Source organism: Bradyrhizobium iriomotense, from assembly GCF_018129405.1.
Classification (GTDB): Bacteria; Pseudomonadota; Alphaproteobacteria; order Rhizobiales; family Xanthobacteraceae; genus Bradyrhizobium; species Bradyrhizobium iriomotense_B.
Genome location: NZ_JAFCLP010000004.1, coordinates 287630 through 310761, shown reverse-complemented (window position 1 = coordinate 310761; position 23132 = coordinate 287630). Strand labels below are relative to the sequence as shown.

Here is a 23132-nt window from a genome sequence, read left to right as displayed (position 1 = left end):
GCACGATGACCAACGCCTTCACGCCCATCGAAATCCAACGCCCCACCATCCTGGAGTTCGGCAACGGCACGATCACCGCTGCGGCGCGTTTCGCCGAGCGGATCGGCGCCAGGCGGCCGCTGGTGATTTCCGATCCGTTCAATGCGCGCCGTGTCGACACGCTGGCGCTGCCGGGGGCCGTGAAGGTGTTCGGCGACGTCAAGCCTGAGCCGGACCTGCCCAATCTCGAGAAGGCGGTGGCGATGGCGAAGGACGCCAGGCCCGACCTCGTCGTCGGCTTCGGCGGCGGCAGCGCGATGGATCTCGCCAAGCTGGTTGCGGTGATGTGCACCAGTGACGTGGCCTTTGCCGACATCGTCGGACCGGAGAAGGTCGCCGGCCGCAGCGTGGCGCTGATGCAGATCCCGACCACCTCGGGCACCGGCAGCGAAGCCGGTACGCGCGCGCTGGTCACCGATCCCGTCAGCCAGAACAAGCAGGCGGTGCAGAGCCGCTTCATGCTCGCCGATATCGCCATCGTCGATCCGGACTTGACGATGACCGTGCCGAAGGAGGTCACCGCCGCGACCGGCGTCGATGCGCTGGCGCATTGCGTCGAGGCCTACACCAGCCGCAAGGCGCATCCGACGATCGATCTCTACGCGCTCGAAGGCGCGCGGCTGGTCGGACGCTATCTCAAGCGCGCGGTGGCTGATGGCAGCGACCGCGAGGCGCGCGCCGGTCTTTCCTTGGCCTCGCTCTACGGCGGCTATTGCCTGGGACCGGTGAATACGACCGCGGGTCACGCGGTAGCCTATCCGCTCGGCACACGCCACCACGTCGCGCACGGTCTCGCCTGCGCTGTGATCTTCCCGCACACGCTCGCCTTCAACATGCCGGCGGTAGAAGACAAGACAGTCGCCGTGCTGGCTGCACTGGGGCTGCCCGAGCAACGCGATCCGAAGTTCGCGTTCGAGGCGACCTACGCGTTCTGCAAGGATCTCGGCATCGAGATGCGGCTGTCCGCGCTCGGCGTGCCCAAAAACGATCTCGGCGTGATGGCCGACGAGGCGCACGCCATTCGCCGCCTGCTCGACAACAATCCGCGCGATTTGAGCCGGGATGCGATCCTGAACATGTACGAGGTCGCATTCTAGCCATCTTCGCCGCGCGCGGCAGCAAATCAACAACACAGTGAAAGTAAGAGGAAACTTCGATGAGATCGATGTGGCTTGGTCTTGTGTCGGCAGTGCTGCTGGCGACGTCGCCGGTGAAGGCGCAGGACGCTTATCCGTCCAAGCAGGTGACGGTGATCGTTCCCTTCGCCGCCGGCGGCACGGCCGATATCTTTGCGCGTATGGTGTCGAACCATCTGCAGGTCAAGCTCGGCAAGCCGTTCGTGGTCGAGAACGTCGGCGGCGCCGGCTCGATTCTCGGCGTGACGCGTCTGGCGAAGTCGGCGCCTGACGGCATCACGCTCGGCCTCGCCAGCACCTCCGCGCTTGCGATCAACCCGTCGCTCTACGGCCCGAAGCTGAGCTACCAGCCGGACAAGGATCTGATCCCCGTTGCCCAGATCAGCGTCGTGCCCAACGTGCTCGTGGTGAATCCGAACAAGATCAAGGCGCGCACCGTGCCGGAGCTGATCGCGTACCTCAAGGCGAACCCTGACAAGGTTTCGTTCGGCTCGGCCGGCGTCGGCACCTCGCAGCATCTCGCGGGCGAGCTGTTTCAGCAGATGACCGGCACCAAGATGGTGCACGTGCCCTACAAGGGCTCGAGCCAGATGCTGACCGACCTGCTCAGCGGCCAGATCGATCTTGCCTTCGACAACGTGCCGCTGCTGCTGCCGCAGGTGAAGACCGGCCAGCTCGCGATGCTGGCGACGGCAACGCCGAAGCGGGCCGACTTCGATCCGCAAGTCCCGGCGATGGCCGAATTCCTGCCGGGCTTCGAGGCCGTGGCCTGGCACGGCTTCTTCGTGCCTGCGGGCACGCCAAAGCCGATCGTCGAAAAGCTCTCGGCGGAGATCCGCGCCTTCATGCAGCAGCCGGAGACGGTGCAGAAGATGGCCGAGCTCGGTGCTGCTGCGGTGGCGGTGGATTCGGAGCCGTTCGCAGCCTACATCGCCGCGGAAACGGCACGCTGGAAGAAGGTGATTGAAGCCGCGAACATCAAGCTGGAGTAGGGGTGGAGAACGACATCAGAGATGGCTCCGGACCGGATGGCGGCCAATCAGTTTGTCGGCTCATTGAAAGTGCACGTCACGTCAACCGAGCCATCTTTATTCCGCCGTAGCTCCGGGGTCGAGACGGAAACGGTACGATAGGGATCCGCGAAAGCCTCGCGCATGTGGATCATGAGCGCCTTGTCGTCCAGCGTCATCAAGCGCCCCGGCGCGAGTGGCCCATTGGTTGTTGCTCGCGCCAGGCAATATCTGAAATCCACCGAACCATAAGCTGGAAGCGGGAACAATTTGCGGCTGGGGGGGTCTGTCGGCCGCTCCACCACCCATTCCACCGATGATCCAAGCGGCAGGATTGCGCCTGGAGGCCGGGCGAGAAACGAGCGAAACTCGCCGCTGCTCTGGTTCTTGATGAAGAAGAGCACGTCTCCGCTGACCTGAACGGCAAGACCGGCAAGGATCTCGTCGCCGGCGTCGATCGGGAGGTTGTCGATCAGCGTGATTGCTTGTGGGGGCGCGCCGGTCCCTCCGTCCAACGCAGAGTTGCGCCACCACTCCCACCACACGAAGTGCTGGGGCTTGTGGTTCGGCCAGTGGCCGGTGCCGATTTGAGGCAGGGAGATGTTCGCAATGGCGCCGTTGTGGCCGTCGAGGCCCACCCATAACAACGATCTTGGATCGTTTGCGGGCGTGAAAAGCGCCGGTGCCGACGGCAGGCTCACCTTCGGCGCATTCCATCCAGCCGCGGCGAAGACGATCCGCTCCGGCGCGGACGGAGCGATGAGTGCACCTGACCAGTTCATCAGCGACTGGAGCGGACCTCCCAGCAGCGGAGGATCGATGGTGCTGAATGTTGGTCGTCGTGCTGTGAATGGCGACGACACGAGCCTTTTCCAGAACTCGAACAGGCGCGGCTCGGCGGCGGAATCCGGCTTTTGTGGGATGCCGTAGAGATCGAGCTTGTCGGGTGTCGCGTCGAGGAGATTGAAGCCGATGGGCACGACTTCGTAGAAGCCGTAGCTGTCATTCTCCGGCATTTTTTCCTCCCGTGAAGACGCCGGTGTCCTTCCACTCGCGCTTCGCATTGTCGACGAGCTCTGCGAACTTCGGCAGGTAGGTCCGATCCAGGAGAATTTTTTTGGTGATCGCCGTCGCCAGCTTCACTCCCGCCCTCGTATCCGACGGATAGTGTAGGCCGGCGATCTCGCGATTCCGCGAAACTCTGTCGGCGAGAACGCCGAGCGACTTTGCGATCGTGGTTATCTCAGGAGCTTCCAGAGTTGGATCACCGAGCCACTTCGGCATCACTTCCGTGAGGAGCGCCGCAAAAACGTGCGATTGGGTGGCGTGGCCGCTAGGGAAGGAGGCGTGCCCGCCGTGCTGGATCGGCGACATCAGTCCGGGGACTACCTGCGTAGGGCGCGGACGATTGAAATGCGCCTTGTAGTGCATCGTGATCAGGGCGGTGAGGGCATCGGCAACGATCAACATGCGCGATGTCGCCGGATGTGTCGTCGCCGTGGCGGACACGAGGTGCAGGAACTTGTTGATGAACTCGTCGGCCTCGGTCACGATTTCGTCGATTGCATCGGCGCGCTCGGAGAGTGGTACGGCGGTCATCCTTCTCAACTCGACAATGTCGACTTCGAGATCGCCGTCCCATGGCGTCGGTCCCGCGCCAAGCAGTGCAAACCCGCCGAGTCGCTCGAGCCAATCTGCCCGACTGGCGAGATCGGACATCACGACCCACGCGTACCACCGGGTCGACCAGAGCCGCGTGCCGAAACCGGCGGCATTGAATGTGACTTCGCTGATTCCAGGATCCCCTGCGAATGGAAGATTGGCGCGATCGGCGAACATGGCGCCGCCCGATCCGCCGGTGCCGCCGTATCCTCCATAGCCGCCATATCCTCCGTATCCGCCATACCCGCCGTAGCCGCCGTAGCCGCCGTACCCGCCATATCCTCCGTATCCGCCCGCCATATGTGCCTCCTCTGTTTGCGATTTGTCGGTGCTGCCTCAGGTGTTTCCGTGCCGGAGTGTCGACGCCAGCCGTGAAAGTGCTGCTTCGATGCGCGCCAGGGGCGGCTTTGGCCATGGTGACGTCGCGATCCATTTCAGGTCGAGCTGGCCGTCCGTGATCAGCGGCCGCGCAAAAGTCCGTGCATCGTCGAGACGTTCGCTTTCCACGAGTGCAGCAACGAGAACGCGCAGGTTCACCTGGTTGCTGGGCAGCAGCGTCGCGACCCGCGTCGCGTGTTCGATGGCCGAGCTCAAATCATTCATGGCAAAGTGGGCCTGAGCCGAGATCATCTCCGCGAACCAGGCGTGCCGGTCTCGCGGCGACAGGCGTAGATTGATCGCCGCATCGCTGAGTGCGTCCGCATATCGTTCGCAGCGAACATGCACGGCAGCCCGGTATGCGAATGCGAGCGCGAGGTTCGGGGTGAGCTCGATGGAACGGTCGAGCTGTTTGAGCGCCTCGACATGATCGTGCTTGCATTGCGACAGCGTGTAGCCGCCCACCGCATTGGCGAGCGGATCGGCCGAGTTGCGCTCCAGCGCCCGTTCGGCGAGCGCCCGCGCGGTGTCGAGCTCGTTCGGTGCATTCGCGGACCATCCGCGCGCCACGCGCTGCATGTGCCAGATCGCGCTGTAGGACAGCGGCGGCGCCCAATTGGGGCTGAGCATGTGCGCCCGCTCGAAGTTGGTTCGCGCCGTCACGAATGTCGTGTAGTCAGGGCTGAACATCTGGTCGTAGCCGACAAGGGCCAACTGGTATGCGTCGAGATCGTTGGGCCTTTTTTGCATTGCGCGATGTAGCTCCCGGTCGCGAACTTGAGGCGCCAGCGAGCGTATGACCTCGACGGCGATGCGGTCCTGCAGGTCGAAGACGTCGGCCGCAGTCCCGCTGAGGCGATCGACACGAACGACTTCGACCGTTTCGGCGGCAACGAGCTCGGTCGAGATCCGGATCTGATCGCCGGCGCGCTGAATGCTTCCGTGCAGCAGATATTGCGCATTGAGATCGCGGCCGATGGCGCGCAGATCCGGTGTCTGCGACATCGGGATCATGGTCGAGCCGCGCGAGATCACGAACAGCTCCTTCAGGCTCGACAGGGCCTGCACGACGCTGTCGACGATACCGATCGTGAACTGGGGCTCGAGCGCCGGCGACAGCGCGCGGAAGGGGAGAACGGCGACCGATGGCCGGCTGACGGCAAATCCTGCGAGGCCGAGCGCGGGGGCTGCTGCCGAGGACACGACCGGCTGCGTGACCGTCTCGGGTTGCTGCTGTCGCAGACCGGCAATCAGCTCCTGCGTGAGCTTGTGCGGCTCGATGTCGTAGGTGTCTTCGAGCTGGCGCCAGAGCCGTGCATAGATCGCGAGCGCCGCACCGATACTTCCAGCCGCGATGTGGCTCCTGATGAGAACGCGAATGGCACGCTCGTTCTCGGAATCCAGCCGGTAGATGGCTTTTGCCGCAGCCTCCGCGGTGGGCGTGACATCGCTCTGGCCCTCATCGGGAAGCAGCCTCGTCAGGGCATCGGTCAACCGTTCGTGGATCAGCGGTCGCGTCTCTGCAAGCCAATCCGAAAACGCCGGATCGACACTTTCCAGGTCGTCGAGAATGTTGTCGGTCAGGCGTTCGTGTGCGAGCAGGGTGGGATGGACGATGCCGCGCTCGGCATCCGCGATGATTTCCGTCAGGTCACATGCCACCTGCTCGATATCGAGTGCCACGTGCATCTGATCGGCATGGAAATGCGTGCAGCCGCGCGTCTTCAGTTCGCGCTGGATCTGGCTCAGCGATTGACGCAGCGAACCCTTGGCGAGCGGGTCTTCCTTCTCGCTCCAGAGCAGGCCGACCAGTTTGGTTCTGGGCAACTGGCGTGCGGAGGAGAGCATCATGTAGCCGAGAAGCGCTTGCGCTTTTCGGCCGAGCGCGATCTCGTGTCCGTCCACCGATGCTGAAAATGCTTCGATGATGTTCAGCCGCAGGCGGCCGGTCGCGCTCCCGCCTGCCGCCTTGTCGCCGCCAACTCCCGACATCTCGTCCCATCCCCCGTCGACATCGTCGACGACAATACAGGAGGGCAGGTCCCGGGAGCTTAGGCTTGGTGAAATGCAGATAATCGGTTCGCGTTGTCCGCGAAGCCAATGACTCGTGAGCTCAGGAATGCAGCCCGCCGGATCTGGTGCAATGCAGAAATGGTACATCTTGGGTTGTCAGACGGTCAAGGGTTGCTGATCGGTCGGAATGCGACCTTGCGGGCGAAATGAAAATCGCTCCTCAGTTGGAGCCGACCAGCGTGAAATGAGCGTGAATGGCGAGTTTTCGCTCAACTGCACCAAGCGCGCGATGCGGGTCGCAAGCCGTCGGCAACTCACACGCGAGTAAGTCCGACTTGTTCGCCGGCCGACATGTGTCGCGAACCGGCACAGGCTCCGCCCCGGTCGGTATCGTGTGGTGGCAGGCTCGTGGTCTTCGCCGCGGGGAGCTCGCCGGCTCGCCCGATTCACGGGCCATTCACGTTTCGCTTCGCTGGCCCGCCTATGGTTCGCCCGCGATCGCAGGATCGCGCAACTTGGCGAGGGAGAGGTGCATCATGACTGTCCTGCTGAGAAACACTTTCAGGGCCTGGATCGACCGCGCGCCGGGTGCGCCGCCCAGGCTGATCATGATCGGCGACGTGCGGGTCCCGAGCAATGGCTGGCAGGCCCGCCTGACGAGGCGCTCACCGCAGGGGATCAATCCGAAGATCCTGATCCTCGATGTGAACGCGGAGCAGCCGGCCGGCGTGGCGCAGGAGGAGATCACCACCATCCCGCTCCGCTACGAGGAGAGCCCGCCGCAGGACGAATATGGTCAGGTGATGATCGCACATGGCCGGGGCGAGATCGTCGTCAGCATTGGCCGCACGCATTAGGGGACGTTCGCGCCGGTCGTATCCCGGACCCCGCATTGGGCTGACAGGCCATCCACCGGAGCGCTTGCCAGCCCAGATATGACCGGGTAGAAGGCTGCCACGCCTGAGCCGTGATTTGCGCCAAACGCGCTTCCGGCCGCAGTCGGACAAAGTCAGTAAACCATTGAATTTGTTCGGCTATTCCGTTGGGGAATGGTGTAACGGTAGCACAACAGACTCTGACTCTGTTTGTCTTGGTTCGAATCCAGGTTCCCCAGCCAGCTATCCGGCGAAGACCGGCGGCGCGGCGTTCCAGCACGCTCCGCGAACATGATCAGGCCCCCGTCACCTCCTCGCAGTATTCCGTGAACGCCTTGACGTTTTGCATGTATTTCTCGGCGGCTGGACCCGAGCCGTTGTAGGCCTTGATGGCCTTCCAGAGGTCTCCGCCCTGGGCGGCCAGCTTGTCGTCGAGCTCCTCGACAACGCGGCTCAGGCAATTGTCGAAACTGTACCATTCCCTGTTCTTGAAGAAGCCTTCCGCGGTCTTCACATGCTGCAGGTCGTACTGAAACAGGCCGTAGCCCTTGTAGACCCAGGACTTGTCGCCCCAGCCCTGCAGGCGACGGGTCTTGTTCGCTTCCTCGATCAGTAGGTCGGCGAAGGAATCTCCGTATTTGTCGCGGAACGCCGCGGTGTTCTTCGGAAATGGGCCGCGCGAGGTGCCGGGGTAATCGCCGCTCGCATCGAACACGGCCCGCTCGACGATCGTCTGGACCGATTGGGTGCCGATCCACGGAATCCACTTGTAGGCGGTCTCCTGGCACACGATCGCGCACAGATGTTTTGGCTTGTAGATCTTGTCCGTACAGGCGTTTGTGATCCTGTCGCCGAAATTGTCCATCAGCCATCTGGCGCAAATCAGCGCTGACGCCTTCGAGATCGGCAGCAACAGAGCGGTCTCTGCCGACACCGCCGCGAGAGCAGCGACGGGCGTCGCGGTGAGCTGCTCCGTCGGTTCGCCGTCGATGACGATCGAGGCGTCCTTGATCCGGCTCGTGACTTCATGGGCGAAAGCGGTGGGCGCATAGGTCTTCAGGCTCTCCAGCAGGGCGATCACCCGGCGGTGTGAATCCCAGAAGTCGATGAGATCTGCGGGTCCGACGGCGCTGGTCGGATTGAGGCAGCCGATGCTCGACAGATAAAGATTGGGCGGATGCGCGGGGTGAATCAGAATGCCAGTTCGCGCGCCGGTTCCGAGTAGCAGGATCGCGGGCATCGGCGGTTTGCCCGCCACCTCCTGATCTGTCGAGTAGCCGATAGAGCGGTACTGACCGAACTGCGTCCACAGCGGATAGGTCTTCGCCTCGATGCGCTTGCCGTTGCCTGCGGTCACGTTGTTGCCGGGCCCCAATCTTTCGCAGATGAATCCCGCCAGGCCCGGTTGCGCCTGGCCGTCGATATAGACCTGATAGCTGCCATAGGTGCGCTGCCTCGGGCCGCTCTTGTGCATCCCAAGACGTTTGAGATGAAGCTCCCATCCCGTTCCCACGATCGGCATTCAACGCTCCCTGGTCAGATCTGCGATTGAAGGTTTCACGAACCTTGTCAGCGCGCCCCTTCCGGCGCGCATCAAGGGGAAATGTTGCTTGGGTGGCGGTCCACCCTGAACTGGAAAACGAAATAGGGAGGGATGCAGGCGCCGGTTCCGGCTTTCTCGCTGCCTGTGCAGATGTAGTCTTCGCGGCAGGGGGAGGCGACGTTGCAGGCACGCGGGCCGCCCGGCTTGACCACCGGATTCTGAACGTTGGCCGCAAGACAGAGCGAAAACGGTTTCTCGCTGACGCACTTGTTGAACCCGTCATCGGCCATTTGCACGCAGATGGATTCGGGGTTGTCAGGACTGGCCTGTTCACCGGGTGCACCGCTGCATCCGCGGATTCGCAACATGCCGGCCGGGAAGCCGCCAAAACCGCTCATCCCGCGCTGATGTTGTCGGATATATTTCGACGTGGTCGAATTCTCGGGCAATTCCCCGACACCCGGTGCGCGTTCGCGTCCTGCTTCCGGTTCGGGCTTGCTCAGATGTTCGTGGTCAAAGGCATTGCTGCCTTCGCCGTACGTGACGGTCGTGATCTCGAGCGGGTCGCCGACCTGAACAGATGTTTCGGGCGGCAGACACATGCCCATCCCGGGGTGCCGCTTGCTGCGCGTGATGATCTGGCATTCCAGCCCCTCGGCGCAACTCGTCATCGCAGTGAAGGAGCCATCCGGCTTGTTCGGATCGGGCGGCTTGTAGCAGACCGCGCCCCAGCCGCCGGCGATTTGCGTGCCCGCCAGCGCCGCGACCGTCGAGGGCTCGGGCCGGGCTGCGAAGCTGCGGCGGAAATTCGGTGCGGCACCCTTCGCATAAGCCTCGACGATCGCGCGGCGGCGGGGCAGGTCGCCGTAAAAATGCGGCGAGCCTGCGACGAACACCGCGTTGATCTTCGGCGCGGCGGCCCAGTCGGCGCCGGGAAAATGGAAGCCGGCGATGGCGCGGGTCTGGTGACAGCCCGCGCAAGTCAGGTCATTGAGCCGCGCCACGAAGCCCTCGAACGAGGCGATATTCTGCAGTCGTTCGCCCTTGGCCTTCAGCTGCGCCATCAACTGCTGGAAGCGCGCCTCGTCCATCAAGTCATCGAACGGCCGGTTACGGGTGCGGGTCTGCCCGCCCGGGGAGATCGATATCGCTTCGCGCGTGGTCAGCGCGGTCGGAAGCATGGCCCGGCCGTTGTCGAGGTCGCGCAGGAAGTCGAGCAGCATCACGGCATCGTTCAACGCCTTGCGATCGGCGGCACTTTTTTGGAATCGCTCCGGATCGATCTGGTTCTCCATCCGGTTGCGGACAAAGGCCTTGTCCTGCTTGCTCCAGCGGAAGACGGACAGCAGATACTCGGCGCGGCCGCCGAAGTCGCCGACCCCATTGTCCGCCTCGCCGGCTGGCCGCCGCAGGATCTGGTAATTGAATTCGAGCCGGTCGATCTGCGCCGGCTTGACGCCTGCCAGCGCCCCCTTGGTCTTGAAGTGCTGCACTTGCTCGGCGACCGAGGCCGTCTCGGGTGGCGCATCGAGCCAGCGCTTCGCCGCGGCAGCGCAGCCGTCTCCGGTGTTCGCTTTCAAGGTGACATTGAGCGTCATCGGCAGACGCGATTCAACTGGGGCGGAGATGTTTCCCACCGTGGCGGTGCCCTTGTAGAACAGGCGGTAGATCAGCCGGATTTCGCCGCAAGCCTCTTTCAATTCGCCGACGAATCCGCGGTCCATACGGTTGACGACACCGGCGAGCTGAAAGCGCGCGATCGCCCCCTGCACGAACCGCACGTCGAGCACGCGCGGGTCGTCGTGACCGTGGTTGAATTCCTGATTGTAGTCCTCGATCCGCTGCAGAATGTATTTGCGAACCTCGGCCATGCCCGGGCGCGCGAACAGCTTGTCATTGCTGATGGTGCCGCCACCGGGCGCAACGCCTCCGAGCATCTGGGCGACGCCAAAATCGCGATCGAGCTTCTCGACGACCGCGGGATCGACGATCGCGAGACCTCGGTCGAGCGGATGGGCAACAGCGGGCACGGTCAGCAGCAGCAGTGCCGCCGCTAGCTGCAAGAAAGGGCATCGCGATACTTTCACCGGAGCACTCCTGCCGAACCACGGCGAACTGTCATTTTGGCGCCGGCAGGGTCAGTGCCCGGAAGGATTTCTCGGACTTGTCCGCCTTCTTGCACGTCTTGTTGCCATCGTCGGACAGCAGCATCATGTTCGAGCTGCCTGGAATCGCAAACACCGCCTCGGGTGTAAAATCGGCGGGGATCGCCACGCCCTTCATCTCGGCCGGCTTGTTGTCCGTCTCCCGGCCACTCCAGGTGTAGAGCGCGAACGGCGGCTTTATGCTCGAATTCTCGGCATCGAGATGGGGGCCGGCGACGATGACATAGGTGTCGTTGATCCGTTCGATGCTGCGGATGCCCCGTCCTTCGAGGTTTTCCAGCTGCCATGATTTGCCGAAGACGGGTTTCTTGCCGTCCACCACCTCGGCCGGATTGTCGAGACGGATCACCACGGCATTGTTGCCGGGGCGCGGGTTGCGGAATCCAATCAGAAGACGTCCATCCGGCGTCGCCGCGAGCCCCTCGATGTTGAACCCGTTGTCCGACTCCGGGGGCGGCCCGTTCTTCTTTTTGTCCGGCGCGTAGGCCTCGGCGAGTTTCAAGGGTTTTAACTTCTCGTCGTCGAACATGTCCTCGCGCAAGTTCTTGTAGGCGGCAGCATTCACCTGCTCGAGACGAGGCCCCGCCGGATCCGGCACAATGCGTGTTGCGAACAAGCGCGCGCGGCCCGGCTCAGCATCCCCGTCGGAATCGCGGCCGTGCGAACCGATCCAGTAGATGCGATCGCCGATCCGCGCCGCGCCCTCGATATCGGCTTCCTTGAAAGCCGGTTTGCCGTCTGGTCCAGGTTGTTTTTTCTTCAGCGGCGCTTCGAGGAACCCATCGAGATTGAGTGTCAGAGCGTCCGGCGTTCCGATCCGATAGATGTTGAGGACATTGCTGTCGTCGTCAGCGACGGCGAAACGATCCGGATCGAGCGCAACCGCAGCCGAGCCGTCGCAAGCGCCGCGGTAGGTTACGATCTGGCCGGGGGTTTGTGCTGCCGCCAGCCCGAAGACCACGCCCGACGAAAGAGTGGTGATGGCCAGCAAGCGCAGTGCGTGAGCAATCCGGACCATGCGCAATTCCCCAAAACAACCAATAAAAAAAGCAGCATGCACTTGCATCGCAAACGTGTCAAATTTTGCTACGCAACCGCCAAGTGCGTCGGGCCGCCTATGCCGGCCCGCGCCGGCGCTCGCGACGGTTTGCCTCATCTGAAATCACATTGTCAGGGTCGGATCGCCGCGCCGCCGATCGTCCTTGGGATACATACAACCCAAGGAGATCAGGAATGCCCTATGTCGATGGATTCGTGCTGGCTGTCCCCGCGGACAAGATCGAGGCCTACAAGACCCTGGCGCGAACGGCCTGCGCGGTCTGGATGGAGCATGGCGCGCTCGACTATGTCGAGTGCGTCAGTGACGACGTCCCCTATGGCGAGCTGACGTCGTTTCCGCGCGCGGTGATGGCGAAGGAAGGCGAGGTCGTGGTGTTCGCCTGGATCGTCTATCGCGATCGGGAGACGCGCGACGCCGTCAACAAGAAGGTGATGGCGGACCCGCGGCTCAAGCACGGCGACATGCCGTTCGACGGCAAGCGCATGATCTATGGCGGCTTCACGACGCTGTTGAGGGCGAGCGACGTAATTAGTTGAGCGAAGTGGAGCGGGAGATCCGTAGCCCGGATGAGCGAAGCGACATCCGGGGTCGCGGTCACGGTTGTCCCGGGTGTCGCTGCGCTCACCCGGGCTACACGTTCTTGCACCGGCGGTCCTCGTCGGAGTTGCCACCCCCGCTCATGCAGCATCGTCGCAGTCCGTTTCACCTTGCCGGTCGCCAGTCGGCATGCCATCCTCCCGCAGCCAGGCATAATCAACGGAGGCAGGCGTTTCGCCCAAGCTCTCCAAAAAATCTTGGTTGGGGAAACCCTTTGGGAGGTCTGATTTCATGACATCGAAGCAGGTCACAGGGCTGCTTTGCGCGGCCGCAATGTCCCTTGCGCTCGTCCCGGGCGCAAAGGCGCAGGACAAGGTCGTCAAGATCGGCGCGATCCTGCCGATGTCCGGCGGCACGGCCTCGATCGGCGCGCACGCCAAGGCGGCGCTCGAGGTCGCCATGGACATCATCAACAACGCGCATCCGGAGCTCGGCAGTCTCCCGCTGGCGAAGAACGCCGGCCTTGCCGGCCTCGGCGGCGCCAAGGTCGAGGTGGTGTTCGCCGACAACCAGGGTAGCCCGGCGACAGGGCAGAACCAGGCGCTGCGGCTGATCACGGAAGAGAAGGTCGCCGCGATCCTCGGCGCCTATCAGTCCGGCATCACGCTGACATCGAGCGCGATTGCCGAGAAATACGGCATCCCGTTCCTCACGCCGGAATCGGTTGCCGCCAATCTCACCGAGCGCGGCTTCAAATGGTTCTTCCGCACCACGCCGATCGCGCCGGACTTCGTCCGCATCTACGACGAATTCCTCACCGACATGAAGGCGGCCGGCGCCAAGACCGACAGCATCGCGCTGGTCCATGACAACACCGAATACGGCACCTCGGTCGCCAACACGATCGCTTCCGGATTCAAGGCGAAGGAGCGCAACGGGGTCATCGACATCGCCTATCCCGTCAACGCCACCGATGTGCAGGCCCAGGTGCTTCAGCTCAAGGAGAAGAAGCCCGATGTCGTGCTGATGATCAGCTACACGTCGGACGCGATCCTGTTCGCCAAGACGATGCAGTCGCTCGACTACAAGCCGCCGCTGCTGCTCGCGGACGACGCCGGCTATTCCGATCCGTCCTTCATCAAGGCGGTCGGCAAGCTCTCACAAGGCGTCTTCAACCGCTCGTCCTGGGCAGTGGGTCCGTCCGGATCGCCGTCTGCCATCGTCGCCGACATGTACAAGAAGAAGAGCGGCGAGGAGATGGACGACACCGTCGGCCGCCAGATGCAGGGCTTCTTCGCGCTGGTCGACGCCATCGACCGCGCCGGCTCGACCGATCCGGCCAAGATCCAGGCCGCGCTGAAGGCGACCGACCTCAAGCCCGAACAGCTCATCATGGGCTACAAGGGCGTGAAGTTCGACGACAAGGGCCAGAACATCCTGGCTTCGGCCTACATCATCCAGCTTCAGGACGGCGAGAACTACGTCTCGGTGTGGCCGAAGGCCAATGCCCAGAAGGCGCCGATGCTGCCCTACAAGGGCTGGTGATCACGCGAAGGCGGGACTTGGCTAGTCCCGCCTTTTTCACAAGGCTTGGTAGAGCAGCGCAGCTCATGTCCTTTGTTCTCGTGCAGGTGATTATCGGCGGCCTTCTGCTTGGCGCCGTCTACGCCCTGTTTTCCTCGGGCCTCACGCTTGTGTGGGGCATGATGAACATCGTCAATTTCGCGCATGGCGACTTCGTCATGCTCGGCATGTACGTCGCCTATGTCGTCTACACCCTGATGGGGGGAGGGCCGCTTCTCGGCGCCCCGCTGGCGACGCTGGTGCTCGCCACGCTCGGTGTCGTGGTTTATTTCGGCCTGATCCGCGACATCATGAAGGGGCCGATGCTGGCGCAGATCCTCGGCACCTTCGGCCTCGCGCTGCTGCTGCGCTATTCCGTGTTCTGGTGGTTCGGCGCCAACTTCCTGTCGATGCCGCCGAACATCGTGGGCGGCACCTATGCCTTTGCCGGCCTGCGCATCGAGGCCTCGCGGCTGCTCGCGGGTGTCGTCGCGCTCCTGGTGACGCTCGGCCTGCATCTGTTGCTGACGCGCACCTCGCTCGGCTCGAAAATGCTGGCGGTGGCGGAAGATGCGACCGCGGCCCAGCTGATGGGCATCCGGCCCGACACCATGCAGGCGATCGCCTGGGCAATCGCGGCCGGCGCCACCGGTCTTGCCGGCGCGCTGATCGCGAACTTCTTCTACATCGTGCCGACCGTCGGCGAGACGCTCGGCATCGTCGCCTTCGTCACGGTCTCGCTCGGGGGCTTCGGCAGCGTGCCCGGCGCGCTTGTCGCAGGACTCCTGATCGGCGTCATCGAGTCGCTCTCAGGCTATCTGATCGGCGCGATCTACAAGGACATCGTCGTCTATGTCCTGTTCCTGTTCTTCCTCTGGTTCCGGCCACAGGGCCTGATGGGGAAGATGTGATGCGGCGCTGGATCTGGCTCTCGGTCGTCGCAGCCTTTGCGATCGCCTATCCGCTGCTGCTGTCCTCGCCGTTCCAGCAGCGCCTCGGCGCGCTGGTAGTGCTCTATGCGATTGCGGCCTCCGCCTGGAACATCGTCGGCGGCTATGCCGGGCAGGTCTCGGTGGGGCATGTCGTGTTCTTCGGCTGCGGCGCTTACGCCGCGATGGGCGCTTACGCCAAATTCGGCCTGTCGCCGCTGTTCGGCATTCCCGGCGGCATCGTGCTGGCGGTGGGACTCGCCGCGATCGTCGGCGTGCCGACGCTGCGGCTGTCCGGGCATTATTTCAGCATGGCGACGATCGCGGTCGCCGAAACGATGCGGCTGATCGTGACCAACACCGAATGGCTTGGCGCGGCCGTCGGTCTCTCCGGTCCGACCGTGCCGCGCAACATCTTCGATCTCTCGTTCCTGTCGGCGCTGCCCTATTACTATCTCTTCCTCGCCATCCTCGCGATCACGCTTGCGATCACCTGGTGGATGACCAACAGCCGGATGGGATTTTACCTGCGCGCGATCAAGGATTCCGAACGCGCCGCGCGCTCGCTCGGCGCGCCGGCCAGCCGCACGAAACTCTACGCCTACATGCTGAGCGCGGCGCTGACCAGCGTTGCCGGCGCGCTCTATGCAATGATGTTCGGCTTCGTCGATCCCGAGTCCGGGCTCGGGATCCTGATCTCGGTGAAGATCCTGATCATGGCGGCGCTCGGCGGGGCAGGGCTGCTGTTCGGGCCGCTCGTTGGCGCTGCGATCCTGGTGCCGCTGGAAGAGATCTCCAACAGCTGGCTCGGCGGCAAAGGCGCCGGGCTCACCTTCGTGGTCTATGGCGCGATCATCGTGCTGATTGCGCGCTTCCAGCCGGGCGGGCTGCTCAGCCTGCTCATGCGGCGCGGCAAGCCCAAGACTGACACTTCGAAGACTGACACGTCGAAGACCGACACGGAAGCAAGCCATGCTCCTTGAGGCGCGCGGCATCACCAAGGCGTTCGGCAGCTTCAAGGCGGTGGACGACGCCTCCGTGACCCTGGAGCAGGGCGACATCCTCGGCCTGATCGGCCCGAACGGCGCGGGTAAATCCACCTTCTTCAATTGCCTCACCGGCGACCTCAAGACCACCTCCGGCCGCGTGCTGTTCGAGGGGGCCGACATCACCGACGTCGCCCCGGAGCAGCGCGCCGGGCTCGGGCTTGCGCGCACCTTCCAGGTGCCGCAGACCTTCGAGGGCATGACGGTGCTCGAGAACGTCATGATCGGTGCCTTCCTGCGCACCCCGCATCGCAAGGAGGCCGAGACCCGGGCGCGTGCGGTGCTGGAGCGTGTCGGCATGATCAGGCTTGCCGATGCGCCGGCGCGCTCGCTCGGCACGCCCGGCCGCAAGCGGCTGGAGATCGCCCGCGCGCTTGCGACCGAGCCGAAGGTGCTGCTGCTCGACGAGGCCATGGCCGGTCTCAACGCGCATGAGGTGAGGCTCGCGATCGATCTCGTCCGCGACATCCATCGCTCCGGCATCACGCTCGTCATCGTCGAGCACATCATGGAAGTGATCATGTCGCTCGCGAGCCGCGTGATGGTGTTTCACCAGGGCAAGGAGATCGCGCGCGGCAGCCCACGCGAGGTTACGTCCAATCCGGCCGTGATCGCGGCTTATCTCGGAACGCGCGCCGCGAAGGCCGCCGCCGGCCATACGCCGGTCGAGCTGATGGGCGGGCCGGATCTATGAGCGGGGCGCTTCTCAGGATCGAGCATCTCGAGGTGCGCTATGGCGACCTCATCGGCGTCTCCGACGTCTCGCTGGAGGTGCCGGAAGGCAGCGTCGTCGCGCTGCTCGGCTCCAATGGCGGCGGCAAGACCACGACACTGAATGCGATCGCCGGTCTCATTCCCGTGCATTCCGGATCGATCAGCTTTCGCGGCGAGGAGATCGCGGGACAGAAGGCGTTTGCGATCGTGCGCAAGGGGCTGGCGCTGTCGCCGGAGGGCTGGCGGCTGTTCGTGCAGCAGAGCGTCGAGAACAACCTGATGTTAGGTGCGACACCGCTGCACAACAAGTCGCGGCAGGCGACGCTGCTGGAGCGCGTCTACGAAATCTTCCCGCGCCTGAAGGAGCGCCGCAACCAGCGCGCCGGCACCATGTCCGGCGGCGAGCGGCAGATGCTCGCGGTCGGCCGCGCGCTGATGAGCGACCCGAAGCTCTTGATGCTGGACGAGCCGTCGCTTGGCCTTGCGCCGGCGGTGGTCGAATCCATGTACGAGACCTTCGGCCGCCTGCATCGCGAGGGCCTGACGATCCTGCTCGCCGAGCAATCGATCGAGCTGGCGCTGGAAGTCTCGGACTTCGCGACGGTGCTCCAGGTCGGCAAGAGCGTGCTGTCAGGCACGTCGGCTGCGCTCGCGCAGGATCCGCAGGTGCAGAAAGCCTATCTCGGCGTGGACTGAGCAAGCCGGCCTGAAGCAGCAGCAACAGGCGGTCCGCGAGCCGTATCCGTTACTTGATCTTGTCGTAGGCGGCGGCGAAATCGCCGAGCGGCATCGGGATCGCGATCGTCTCCTTGGCCATGTTCTGGAAGGAGACCTTCAGCTGCTTGCCCGACCGCAACACTGCGAGCAGGTCCGCTGCGATTGGCGTCGAGGCGTAGCAGCCGCGGCTCTCGCAGGTCTGGATCTGCAGGTCGAACGTCTTGCCCTCGTCGACCTGGAGCTTGGCGCCGACGGGAAGGTTGAGGCCGAGCGGCAATTGCAGCAGCGCGATCGGCGTGCGGGTGTCGGGTGCGATGCGGATGTTGATCAGGATCACGGTCTGGCCGGTCTTGGTCAGCACCGCGTTCTGCTCCATCGCGCATTCGAGCGGCGCCTCGCGGCTGGCACTGGTGCAGCGGACGATCCAGCCGGGCTGCCCGGGAGCACCGTCAGCCTGCGGCTGCGTGGGCGCAGGCGCGGGTTGCGCTGCCGGAGCAGGGGGCGCGCCGTTTTTCTTGGCGCCCTGCTGGGCATACGCTGCGCCGGTCGACAACAGGAGAGCAGCGGCGAGGGCGGCAAGTCTGGATTGCATGGGCATGGCGAAACCGCGTTGGCGTGAACCGGGGGTCTCGCTGTAGCGTCGCGGGAGCCGCGGCGCAAGCTTACTCGGCGGCTTGCTTGACGGTGCCGTGCTCGTGCGTCTCGTGGCCTTCGCCGTCACCCGTACGGCCCCAGCCCGAGAACCAGTTGTTGAGCTCGTCGAGATAGAGATAGACCACGGGCGTCGTGAACAGCGTCAGCGCCTGGCTGACGATCAGGCCGCCGACCATGGCGTAGCCGAGCGGCTGGCGGATCTCGGCGCCGGTGCCGTGGCCGAGCATCAGCGGCACGCCGCCGAGCAGGGCCGCCATCGTCGTCATCATGATCGGGCGGAAGCGCAACAGCGCGGCCTGCCGGATCGATTCCGCCGGCGTCTTGTGCTCGTCGCGTTCGGCGGCAATCGCGAAGTCGACCATCATGATGCCGTTCTTCTTCACGATGCCGATCAGCAGGATGATGCCGATCAGCGCGATGAGGCTGAAGTCGAAGCCGGCCGCCATCAGGATCGCGAGCGCGCCGACGCCGGCCGAGGGCAGGGTCGACAGAATCGTGATCGGGTGGATGTAGCTCTCGTAGAGAATGCCGAGGATCAAATACACCACAACGAGGGCTGCGAGGATCAGCAGCGGCACGGTGCCGAGCGATTGCTGGAACGCCTGCGCGGTGCCCTGGAAGCTCGAATTCAGCGTCGGCGGCGCGCCGAGCTCGGCCATCGCCCGCTGCACGGCTTCCGTGGCCTGACCGAGCGCGGTCCCTTGCGCGAGATTGAAGCTGATCGTGATCGCCGGGAACTGGCCCTGGTGGCTGATCGAGAGCGGGCGGACCGGATCGGTGGTCCAGGTCGCAAAGGTCGACAGCGGCACCTGGTCGCCGGTCAGCGGCGATTTCAGATACAGCTTGTTCAGGCTGTCGAGATTGCCCTGCAGCTCCGGCAGGATCTCGAGGATCACCTTGTAGGTGTTGAGCTGGGTGAAATACTGCGTGACCTGCCGCTGTCCGAACGCGTCATACAGCGTGTCGTCGATCAACTGCGGCTGGATGCCGTAGCGCGATGCGGTGTCGCGGTTGATCTTGAGCTGGACCGTGGTGCCCTGGGTCTGCTGGTCGGTGGCGACGTCGCGCAGCTCAGGCAGCGTCTGCATCTTGGCGAGGATCTTCGGCGCCCAGTCGTTGAGCTCGGCGAGATCGGCATCCTGCAGGGTGAACTCGAACTGCGTACGCGTCGGCCGGCCGCCGAGGCGGACGTCCTGGGCCGCCTGCATGTAGACCCGGGCGCCCTCGACCTTGTCGAACTGCGGACGCAGTCGCGCGATGATCTGCTGGGCTGAGGCCTCACGTTTGTCGCGAGGCTTCAGCGTGATGAATAGGTTACCGTTGTTGCCGGCGCGGCCGCTGCCGCCGATCGACATGGCAACGCTGGCCACGTCGGGATCGGCCAGGATGATCTTGCCGAGCTGTTCCTGGCGCCGGACCATCTCCCTGAACGAAATGTCCTGCGAGGCTTCCGAGGTCGCGGTGATCAGGCCGACGTCCTGCTGCGGGAAGAAGCCCTTCGGGATCAGGACGAACAGGTAGATCGACAGGCCGAGCGTGGCGAAGAAGATCGCGAGCGTGGTGCGCCGCCAGGCCAGGGCGTGATCGAGCACGTATTCATACCCGCGCAGCATCGAATCGAAGGCGCGCTCGCTCCATTGATAGAACCTGCCGTGCTGCACCTCGCCATGGGCGCGCAGGAAGCGCGAGGCCATCATCGGCGTCAGGGTCAGCGACACGAACATCGAGACGAAAATGGTCATCGCCAGCACGACCGCGAATTCGCGGAACAGGCGCCCGATGATGCCGCCCATCAGCAGCAGCGGGATCAGCACCGCGACCAGCGAGATGCTGATCGAGACGATGGTGAAGCCGATTTCCTTGGAACCGCGGAAGGCGGCCGCCATCGGCGATTCACCTTCCTCGATGTAGCGCGTGATGTTCTCGAGCATCACGATGGCGTCGTCGACGACGAAGCCGACCGCGATCGTGAGTGCCATCAGCGACAGATTGTCGAGCGAATAGCCGACGACCCACATCAGCGCGCACGCGCCCAATAGCGCCAGTGGAACCGTGACGGTGGGGATGACGGTGGCCCAGAAGCTGCGCAGGAAGATGAAGATGACCATGACCACGAGGGCGATGGTCAGCAGCAGCGTGAACTGGACGTCCTCGACCGCTGCGCGGATGGTCGTGGTGCGGTCGCTGATGAGCTCAATCTTGATCGCGGGCGGGATCGCCGCCACGAGGCGAGGCAGGGTCGCCTTGATCCTGTCGACCGTTTCGATGACGTTGGCGCCCGGCTGCTTGAAGATCACCAGGAACACGCCGCGCTTGCCGTTGGCCCAGGCCGCCTGCTTGGCGTCTTCGGCGCCGCTGACCGCCTGGCCGATGTCGCGGATGCGCAACGGGCCGCCGTTGCGATAGGCGATGATGACGTCGTTCCAGTCCTTGGACTGGGTGAGCTGGTCGTTGGCGTAAATGGTGTAGGCGCGTTTCTCGCCGTCGATATTGCCCTTGGGGCTGTCGACCGTGGTGATCGCAATCTGGCTGCGCACGTCCTCCATCGACAGGCCCTTGGCGACGAGCTTCGCCGGGTCGACCTGGATGCGGATGGAGGGCTTTTGCTGGCCGCCGATGAAGACCTGGGCCACGCCGGACAGCTGGCTGATCTGCTGGGCGAGCTGGGCGTCGACCGCGTCGCTGACGCTGGTCAGAGGCAGTGTCTCCGACGTCGCCGACAGCAGCAGGATCGGGGCGTCGGCCGGGTTGACCTTGCGGTAGGTCGGCGGCGAGGGCAGGTTCTTCGGCAGCTGGCCGCTGGCGGCGTTGATGGCGCCCTGCACGTCGTTGGCGGCGCCGTCGATGCTGCGGTTGAGGTCGAACTGGATGGTGATCGACGCCGTGCCGAGATAACTCGTCGAGGTCATCTGGGCGATGCCCGGGATCTGGGCGAACTGGCGCTCCAGCGGCTGGGCCACCGACGAGGCCATCGTCTCGGGGCTGCCGCCCGGCAGATTGGCGGTGATCTGGATGGTCGGGAAGTCCACCTGCGGCAGCGGCGCGACCGGCAGCAGAGGATAGGCGACGAGACCGACAAAGAGAATGCCGGCCATCAGCAGCGAGGTGCCGATGGGATAACGGATGAAAGGTGCCGAAATCCCGCCCTCGGTCATTCCCGTCGTACCTTGTTCTGTCCCGGTTCCGAACTTGCCACCGTCGTCGAGACGAGGCTTCCGGGCTGCACCTTGAATTGACCGCCAGTGATCACCTGCTGCCCGGGCGTGAGCCCTTCGTCGACGACCGAACGGCCGTCGATGGCGTAGCTGACCTTGATCTTGTGCACTTCGGCCTTGTTGTCCTGATTGACGGTGTACGCGTAGAGGCCGTTGGTGGAATGCTGGACCGCGTCATCCGGAACCACCGTCGCATCCTTCAACGTCCGCACCAGAAGGCGCGTCGACACCGACTGTCCCGGCCACAACGTGTGGTCCTTGTTGTCGAACACCGCCTTGAGCCGAATAGTCCCGCTGGTGGTGTCGACCTGGTTGTTGATGACCGCGAGCTTGCCCTCGGCTAGCGTCTTCTTGCCGTCGGTGGTGAACGCGATCACCTTGAGCGCGCCGGCCTTCTGGCCTTCGCTGATGTAGGGAAGCTGGTCTTCCGGCGCGGTGAAGATCACCGAGATCGGTTCGACCTGCGAGATCGTGACGATGCCGGTCTGTGTCGAGGCGTTGACGATGTTGCCGACGTCGACCTGGCGCAGGCCGGCAACGCCGGTGATCGGCGCCTTGACCTGTGTGTAGTCCAGCTGGGTCTGGGCGTTGGCGATTGCGGCCTCGTCGGCGGCGATCTGGGCAGTGAGCTGGGCGACCGTGGAGCGCTGGGTGTCGACCCGCTGCGCGGTGGCGAATTCACCGAGCTTCATGGCGCGCTGGAGCTCGAGATTGGCGTTGGCGAGATTCGCCTCGTCCTGCGCCTTCTTGGCCTTGGCCTGGTCGAGCGCAGCCTGATAGGGGCGGGGGTCGATCGAGGCCAGAAGCTCGCCTTCCCTGGCGATCTGGCCTTCGTTGAAGGCGATCTTGTCGATCTGGCCGTCGACCCTACTCCGGACCTGGACGGTGTTGAAGCCCTGAACCGTGCCGAGACCGGTCAGATAGACCGGAAAGTCGACCTTCTGGACCGGCGCCACGCTCACGGGAACGGCGGGCGCGCGAGGCGGACCTTTCTGCGCTGTCTGGGATTTTCCGGCGTCCGGCGAGCCGTATTTCTGCCAACCATAGTAACCCGCGGAGGCCACGGCCGCGAGGATCAGAATCCAGAGGATCGGCCGTGTTTTTTTCATGTCGGCTCGTTGTCGGCTCTTGTGCCCTAGCTTACGAATTTTGGGGCAATCGTAGGGTTCCAGGGCGTTTGTATAATACACGCCAAGTTCCAGTGTAAACAGCACTATCGGGTGAGAAATCTAAACAATTGGAAAGCTTTGCACCGCCTAGGCAACTCTCTGGCGCGCCGGTGTGCAGTGCTGCATTTTTATCAACGCGAGCGATCGGCGAGTAAAAATAAGGCAATGCTCGCGGGGGATGCGGCGGGACTGGCGAGGCGTCTCGGTCAGGCCGCCGGGTGCGCACTTTGCAAGAACGGTTCTAAATCGCGCAGGTCCCGTTTCGGTTGTCAGGAAAATCGGCATCGTCCATATCGGCGCCGCCACAAAGGGAGCGCAGGATGGACGAATTGAACGGCAAGCTGATCGCGTGCCAGATTCTGATCACGGGATTGATTGCGCGCGTCGCCAACGAGCAGCGCGATCCCTTGCGCTTCCTCACTGACTTCCGCGACGAGATCAAAGCCGTGGTCAATGGCGTCAACATCGCCGGCATGGACAGCACCGATCGTGTGCGCGCCGTCGCGCAAAAGACTGTCGACGAATTGTTCTCGCTGATGAAGCCGCCGAGCAGCGATTGATGGTGTGAGCATCACCGCCGATTGGCGGTATTTTCCGCGAGCGTTTTAGAACGAGTCCAATCTATCTTTAGAACCGTTTCAAACTTCAATTTAGAATCGTTTTGATCTGGACTTATTCAAAGGTTCTCGCGGCTTGCCCGCATTGAC

The 23132-nt window shown here is 63.8% G+C and carries 19 protein-coding genes and 1 tRNA gene; 11 read left to right on the top strand and 9 right to left on the bottom strand.

What is annotated here, in order from left to right; translation table 11 throughout:
* Positions 1 to 5 precede the first annotated feature (5 nt).
* Both JQ592_RS12920 and JQ592_RS12915 read left to right on the top strand, forming a co-directional pair.
* Positions 6 to 1136, top strand: a complete 1131-nt coding sequence (locus JQ592_RS12920; protein WP_246820381.1) for an iron-containing alcohol dehydrogenase — start codon at positions 6 to 8, stop codon at positions 1134 to 1136.
* 59 nt (positions 1137 to 1195) lie between these two features.
* A complete protein-coding gene (locus tag JQ592_RS12915) occupies positions 1196 to 2167 on the top strand; it encodes a Bug family tripartite tricarboxylate transporter substrate binding protein (RefSeq protein ID WP_211403228.1) in 972 nt (323 codons plus the stop codon).
* Positions 2168 to 2214: 47 nt separating this feature from the next.
* On the opposite strand, the gene JQ592_RS12910 is transcribed toward JQ592_RS12915, so the two are convergent.
* From JQ592_RS12910 to JQ592_RS12900, 3 genes are read right to left on the bottom strand one after another with little or no spacing between them, the layout of a single operon-like run.
* A complete protein-coding gene (locus JQ592_RS12910) occupies positions 2215 to 3201 on the bottom strand; it encodes a G1 family glutamic endopeptidase (protein WP_211403227.1) in 987 nt (328 codons plus the stop codon).
* Complete coding sequence (locus JQ592_RS12905; protein WP_211403226.1) at positions 3188 to 4147, bottom strand: phosphatase PAP2 family protein; 960 nt, start codon at positions 4145 to 4147, stop codon at positions 3188 to 3190. Before JQ592_RS12905 ends, JQ592_RS12910 begins: the two co-directional genes overlap by 14 nt.
* A 36-nt stretch (positions 4148 to 4183) precedes the next feature.
* On the bottom strand, positions 4184 to 6217 hold the full coding sequence (locus JQ592_RS12900) for a BTAD domain-containing putative transcriptional regulator (RefSeq protein WP_211403225.1): 2034 nt from the start codon (positions 6215 to 6217) through the stop codon (positions 4184 to 4186).
* 557 nt (positions 6218 to 6774) lie between these two features.
* Here JQ592_RS12900 and JQ592_RS12895 point away from each other — a divergent pair.
* Both JQ592_RS12895 and JQ592_RS12890 read left to right on the top strand, forming a co-directional pair.
* The gene (locus JQ592_RS12895; protein WP_211403224.1) at positions 6775 to 7095 is read left to right on the top strand and encodes a hypothetical protein; all 321 of its coding nucleotides are present in this window, start codon (positions 6775 to 6777) and stop codon (positions 7093 to 7095) included.
* A 186-nt stretch (positions 7096 to 7281) separates the two neighbouring features.
* Positions 7282 to 7355: transfer RNA gene (locus JQ592_RS12890), tRNA-Gln, on the top strand.
* A gap of 53 nt (positions 7356 to 7408) precedes the next feature.
* Here the strand turns inward: JQ592_RS12890 and JQ592_RS12885 are convergent.
* The 3 genes from JQ592_RS12885 to JQ592_RS12875 all read right to left on the bottom strand — a co-directional run bounded on the left by JQ592_RS12885 (position 7409) and on the right by JQ592_RS12875 (position 11839).
* Positions 7409 to 8635: a peptidase S8/S53 subtilisin kexin sedolisin gene (locus tag JQ592_RS12885; RefSeq protein WP_211403223.1), complete on the bottom strand. Its 1227-nt coding sequence runs from the start codon at positions 8633 to 8635 to the stop codon at positions 7409 to 7411.
* 71 nt (positions 8636 to 8706) lie between these two features.
* Positions 8707 to 10743, bottom strand: a complete 2037-nt coding sequence (locus JQ592_RS12880) for a hypothetical protein (protein ID WP_211403222.1) — start codon at positions 10741 to 10743, stop codon at positions 8707 to 8709.
* Positions 10744 to 10774: 31 nt separating this feature from the next.
* Complete coding sequence (locus tag JQ592_RS12875; protein ID WP_211403221.1) at positions 10775 to 11839, bottom strand: DUF3616 domain-containing protein; 1065 nt, start codon at positions 11837 to 11839, stop codon at positions 10775 to 10777.
* Positions 11840 to 12054: 215 nt separating this feature from the next.
* Here JQ592_RS12875 and JQ592_RS12870 point away from each other — a divergent pair, with 215 nt between their 5' ends.
* The 6 genes from JQ592_RS12870 to JQ592_RS12845 all read left to right on the top strand — a co-directional run bounded on the left by JQ592_RS12870 (position 12055) and on the right by JQ592_RS12845 (position 17366).
* The gene (locus tag JQ592_RS12870) at positions 12055 to 12417 is read left to right on the top strand and encodes a DUF1428 domain-containing protein (protein WP_211403220.1); all 363 of its coding nucleotides are present in this window, start codon (positions 12055 to 12057) and stop codon (positions 12415 to 12417) included.
* A 292-nt stretch (positions 12418 to 12709) separates the two neighbouring features.
* Entirely contained in the window at positions 12710 to 13963 is a 1254-nt protein-coding gene (locus JQ592_RS12865; RefSeq protein ID WP_211403219.1) for an ABC transporter substrate-binding protein, read from the top strand.
* Positions 13964 to 14028: 65 nt separating this feature from the next.
* Positions 14029 to 14892: a branched-chain amino acid ABC transporter permease gene (locus tag JQ592_RS12860; protein ID WP_211403218.1), complete on the top strand. Its 864-nt coding sequence runs from the start codon at positions 14029 to 14031 to the stop codon at positions 14890 to 14892.
* Positions 14892 to 15893: a branched-chain amino acid ABC transporter permease gene (locus JQ592_RS12855; protein WP_211403217.1), complete on the top strand. Its 1002-nt coding sequence runs from the start codon at positions 14892 to 14894 to the stop codon at positions 15891 to 15893. Before JQ592_RS12860 ends, JQ592_RS12855 begins: the two co-directional genes overlap by 1 nt.
* Positions 15883 to 16650, top strand: a complete 768-nt coding sequence (locus JQ592_RS12850) for an ABC transporter ATP-binding protein (protein WP_211403216.1) — start codon at positions 15883 to 15885, stop codon at positions 16648 to 16650. The genes JQ592_RS12855 and JQ592_RS12850 overlap by 11 nt, the downstream gene beginning before the upstream one ends.
* Entirely contained in the window at positions 16647 to 17366 is a 720-nt protein-coding gene (locus JQ592_RS12845; RefSeq protein WP_211403215.1) for an ABC transporter ATP-binding protein, read from the top strand. The genes JQ592_RS12850 and JQ592_RS12845 overlap by 4 nt, the downstream gene beginning before the upstream one ends.
* Before the next feature lie 49 nt (positions 17367 to 17415).
* Here JQ592_RS12845 and JQ592_RS12840 read toward each other — a convergent pair whose 3' ends face one another.
* From JQ592_RS12840 to JQ592_RS12830, 3 genes are all read right to left on the bottom strand, one after another.
* Positions 17416 to 17985: an invasion associated locus B family protein gene (locus tag JQ592_RS12840; protein ID WP_211403214.1), complete on the bottom strand. Its 570-nt coding sequence runs from the start codon at positions 17983 to 17985 to the stop codon at positions 17416 to 17418.
* 64 nt (positions 17986 to 18049) lie between these two features.
* Complete coding sequence (locus JQ592_RS12835; RefSeq protein WP_211403213.1) at positions 18050 to 21196, bottom strand: multidrug efflux RND transporter permease subunit; 3147 nt, start codon at positions 21194 to 21196, stop codon at positions 18050 to 18052.
* Positions 21193 to 22365 (bottom strand): efflux RND transporter periplasmic adaptor subunit, encoded by a 1173-nt coding sequence (locus JQ592_RS12830; protein ID WP_211403212.1) that lies wholly within the window; start codon positions 22363 to 22365, stop codon positions 21193 to 21195. Before JQ592_RS12830 ends, JQ592_RS12835 begins: the two co-directional genes overlap by 4 nt.
* Positions 22366 to 22745: 380 nt before the next feature.
* Between JQ592_RS12830 and JQ592_RS12825 the strand changes: the two genes are divergently transcribed.
* A complete protein-coding gene (locus JQ592_RS12825; RefSeq protein ID WP_027571757.1) occupies positions 22746 to 22985 on the top strand; it encodes a hypothetical protein in 240 nt (79 codons plus the stop codon).
* Positions 22986 to 23132: the final 147 nt, after the last annotated feature.

Coding starts and splice junctions, on each gene's coding strand:
- JQ592_RS12860 (WP_211403218.1), top strand. CDS start 14,029: ATGTCCTTTGTTCTCGTGCAGGTGATTATCGGCGGCCTTCTGCTTGGC.
- JQ592_RS12885 (WP_211403223.1), bottom strand. CDS start 8,635: ATGCCGATCGTGGGAACGGGATGGGAGCTTCATCTCAAACGTCTTGGG.
- JQ592_RS12915 (WP_211403228.1), top strand. CDS start 1,196: ATGAGATCGATGTGGCTTGGTCTTGTGTCGGCAGTGCTGCTGGCGACG.
- JQ592_RS12840 (WP_211403214.1), bottom strand. CDS start 17,985: ATGCCCATGCAATCCAGACTTGCCGCCCTCGCCGCTGCTCTCCTGTTG.
- JQ592_RS12875 (WP_211403221.1), bottom strand. CDS start 11,839: ATGGTCCGGATTGCTCACGCACTGCGCTTGCTGGCCATCACCACTCTT.
- JQ592_RS12825 (WP_027571757.1), top strand. CDS start 22,746: ATGGACGAATTGAACGGCAAGCTGATCGCGTGCCAGATTCTGATCACG.
- JQ592_RS12850 (WP_211403216.1), top strand. CDS start 15,883: ATGCTCCTTGAGGCGCGCGGCATCACCAAGGCGTTCGGCAGCTTCAAG.
- JQ592_RS12830 (WP_211403212.1), bottom strand. CDS start 22,365: ATGAAAAAAACACGGCCGATCCTCTGGATTCTGATCCTCGCGGCCGTG.
- JQ592_RS12910 (WP_211403227.1), bottom strand. CDS start 3,201: ATGCCGGAGAATGACAGCTACGGCTTCTACGAAGTCGTGCCCATCGGC.
- JQ592_RS12835 (WP_211403213.1), bottom strand. CDS start 21,196: ATGACCGAGGGCGGGATTTCGGCACCTTTCATCCGTTATCCCATCGGC.
- JQ592_RS12900 (WP_211403225.1), bottom strand. CDS start 6,217: ATGTCGGGAGTTGGCGGCGACAAGGCGGCAGGCGGGAGCGCGACCGGC.
- JQ592_RS12870 (WP_211403220.1), top strand. CDS start 12,055: ATGCCCTATGTCGATGGATTCGTGCTGGCTGTCCCCGCGGACAAGATC.
- JQ592_RS12905 (WP_211403226.1), bottom strand. CDS start 4,147: ATGGCGGGCGGATACGGAGGATATGGCGGGTACGGCGGCTACGGCGGC.
- JQ592_RS12855 (WP_211403217.1), top strand. CDS start 14,892: ATGCGGCGCTGGATCTGGCTCTCGGTCGTCGCAGCCTTTGCGATCGCC.
- JQ592_RS12865 (WP_211403219.1), top strand. CDS start 12,710: ATGACATCGAAGCAGGTCACAGGGCTGCTTTGCGCGGCCGCAATGTCC.
- JQ592_RS12920 (WP_246820381.1), top strand. CDS start 6: ATGACCAACGCCTTCACGCCCATCGAAATCCAACGCCCCACCATCCTG.
- JQ592_RS12845 (WP_211403215.1), top strand. CDS start 16,647: ATGAGCGGGGCGCTTCTCAGGATCGAGCATCTCGAGGTGCGCTATGGC.
- JQ592_RS12895 (WP_211403224.1), top strand. CDS start 6,775: ATGACTGTCCTGCTGAGAAACACTTTCAGGGCCTGGATCGACCGCGCG.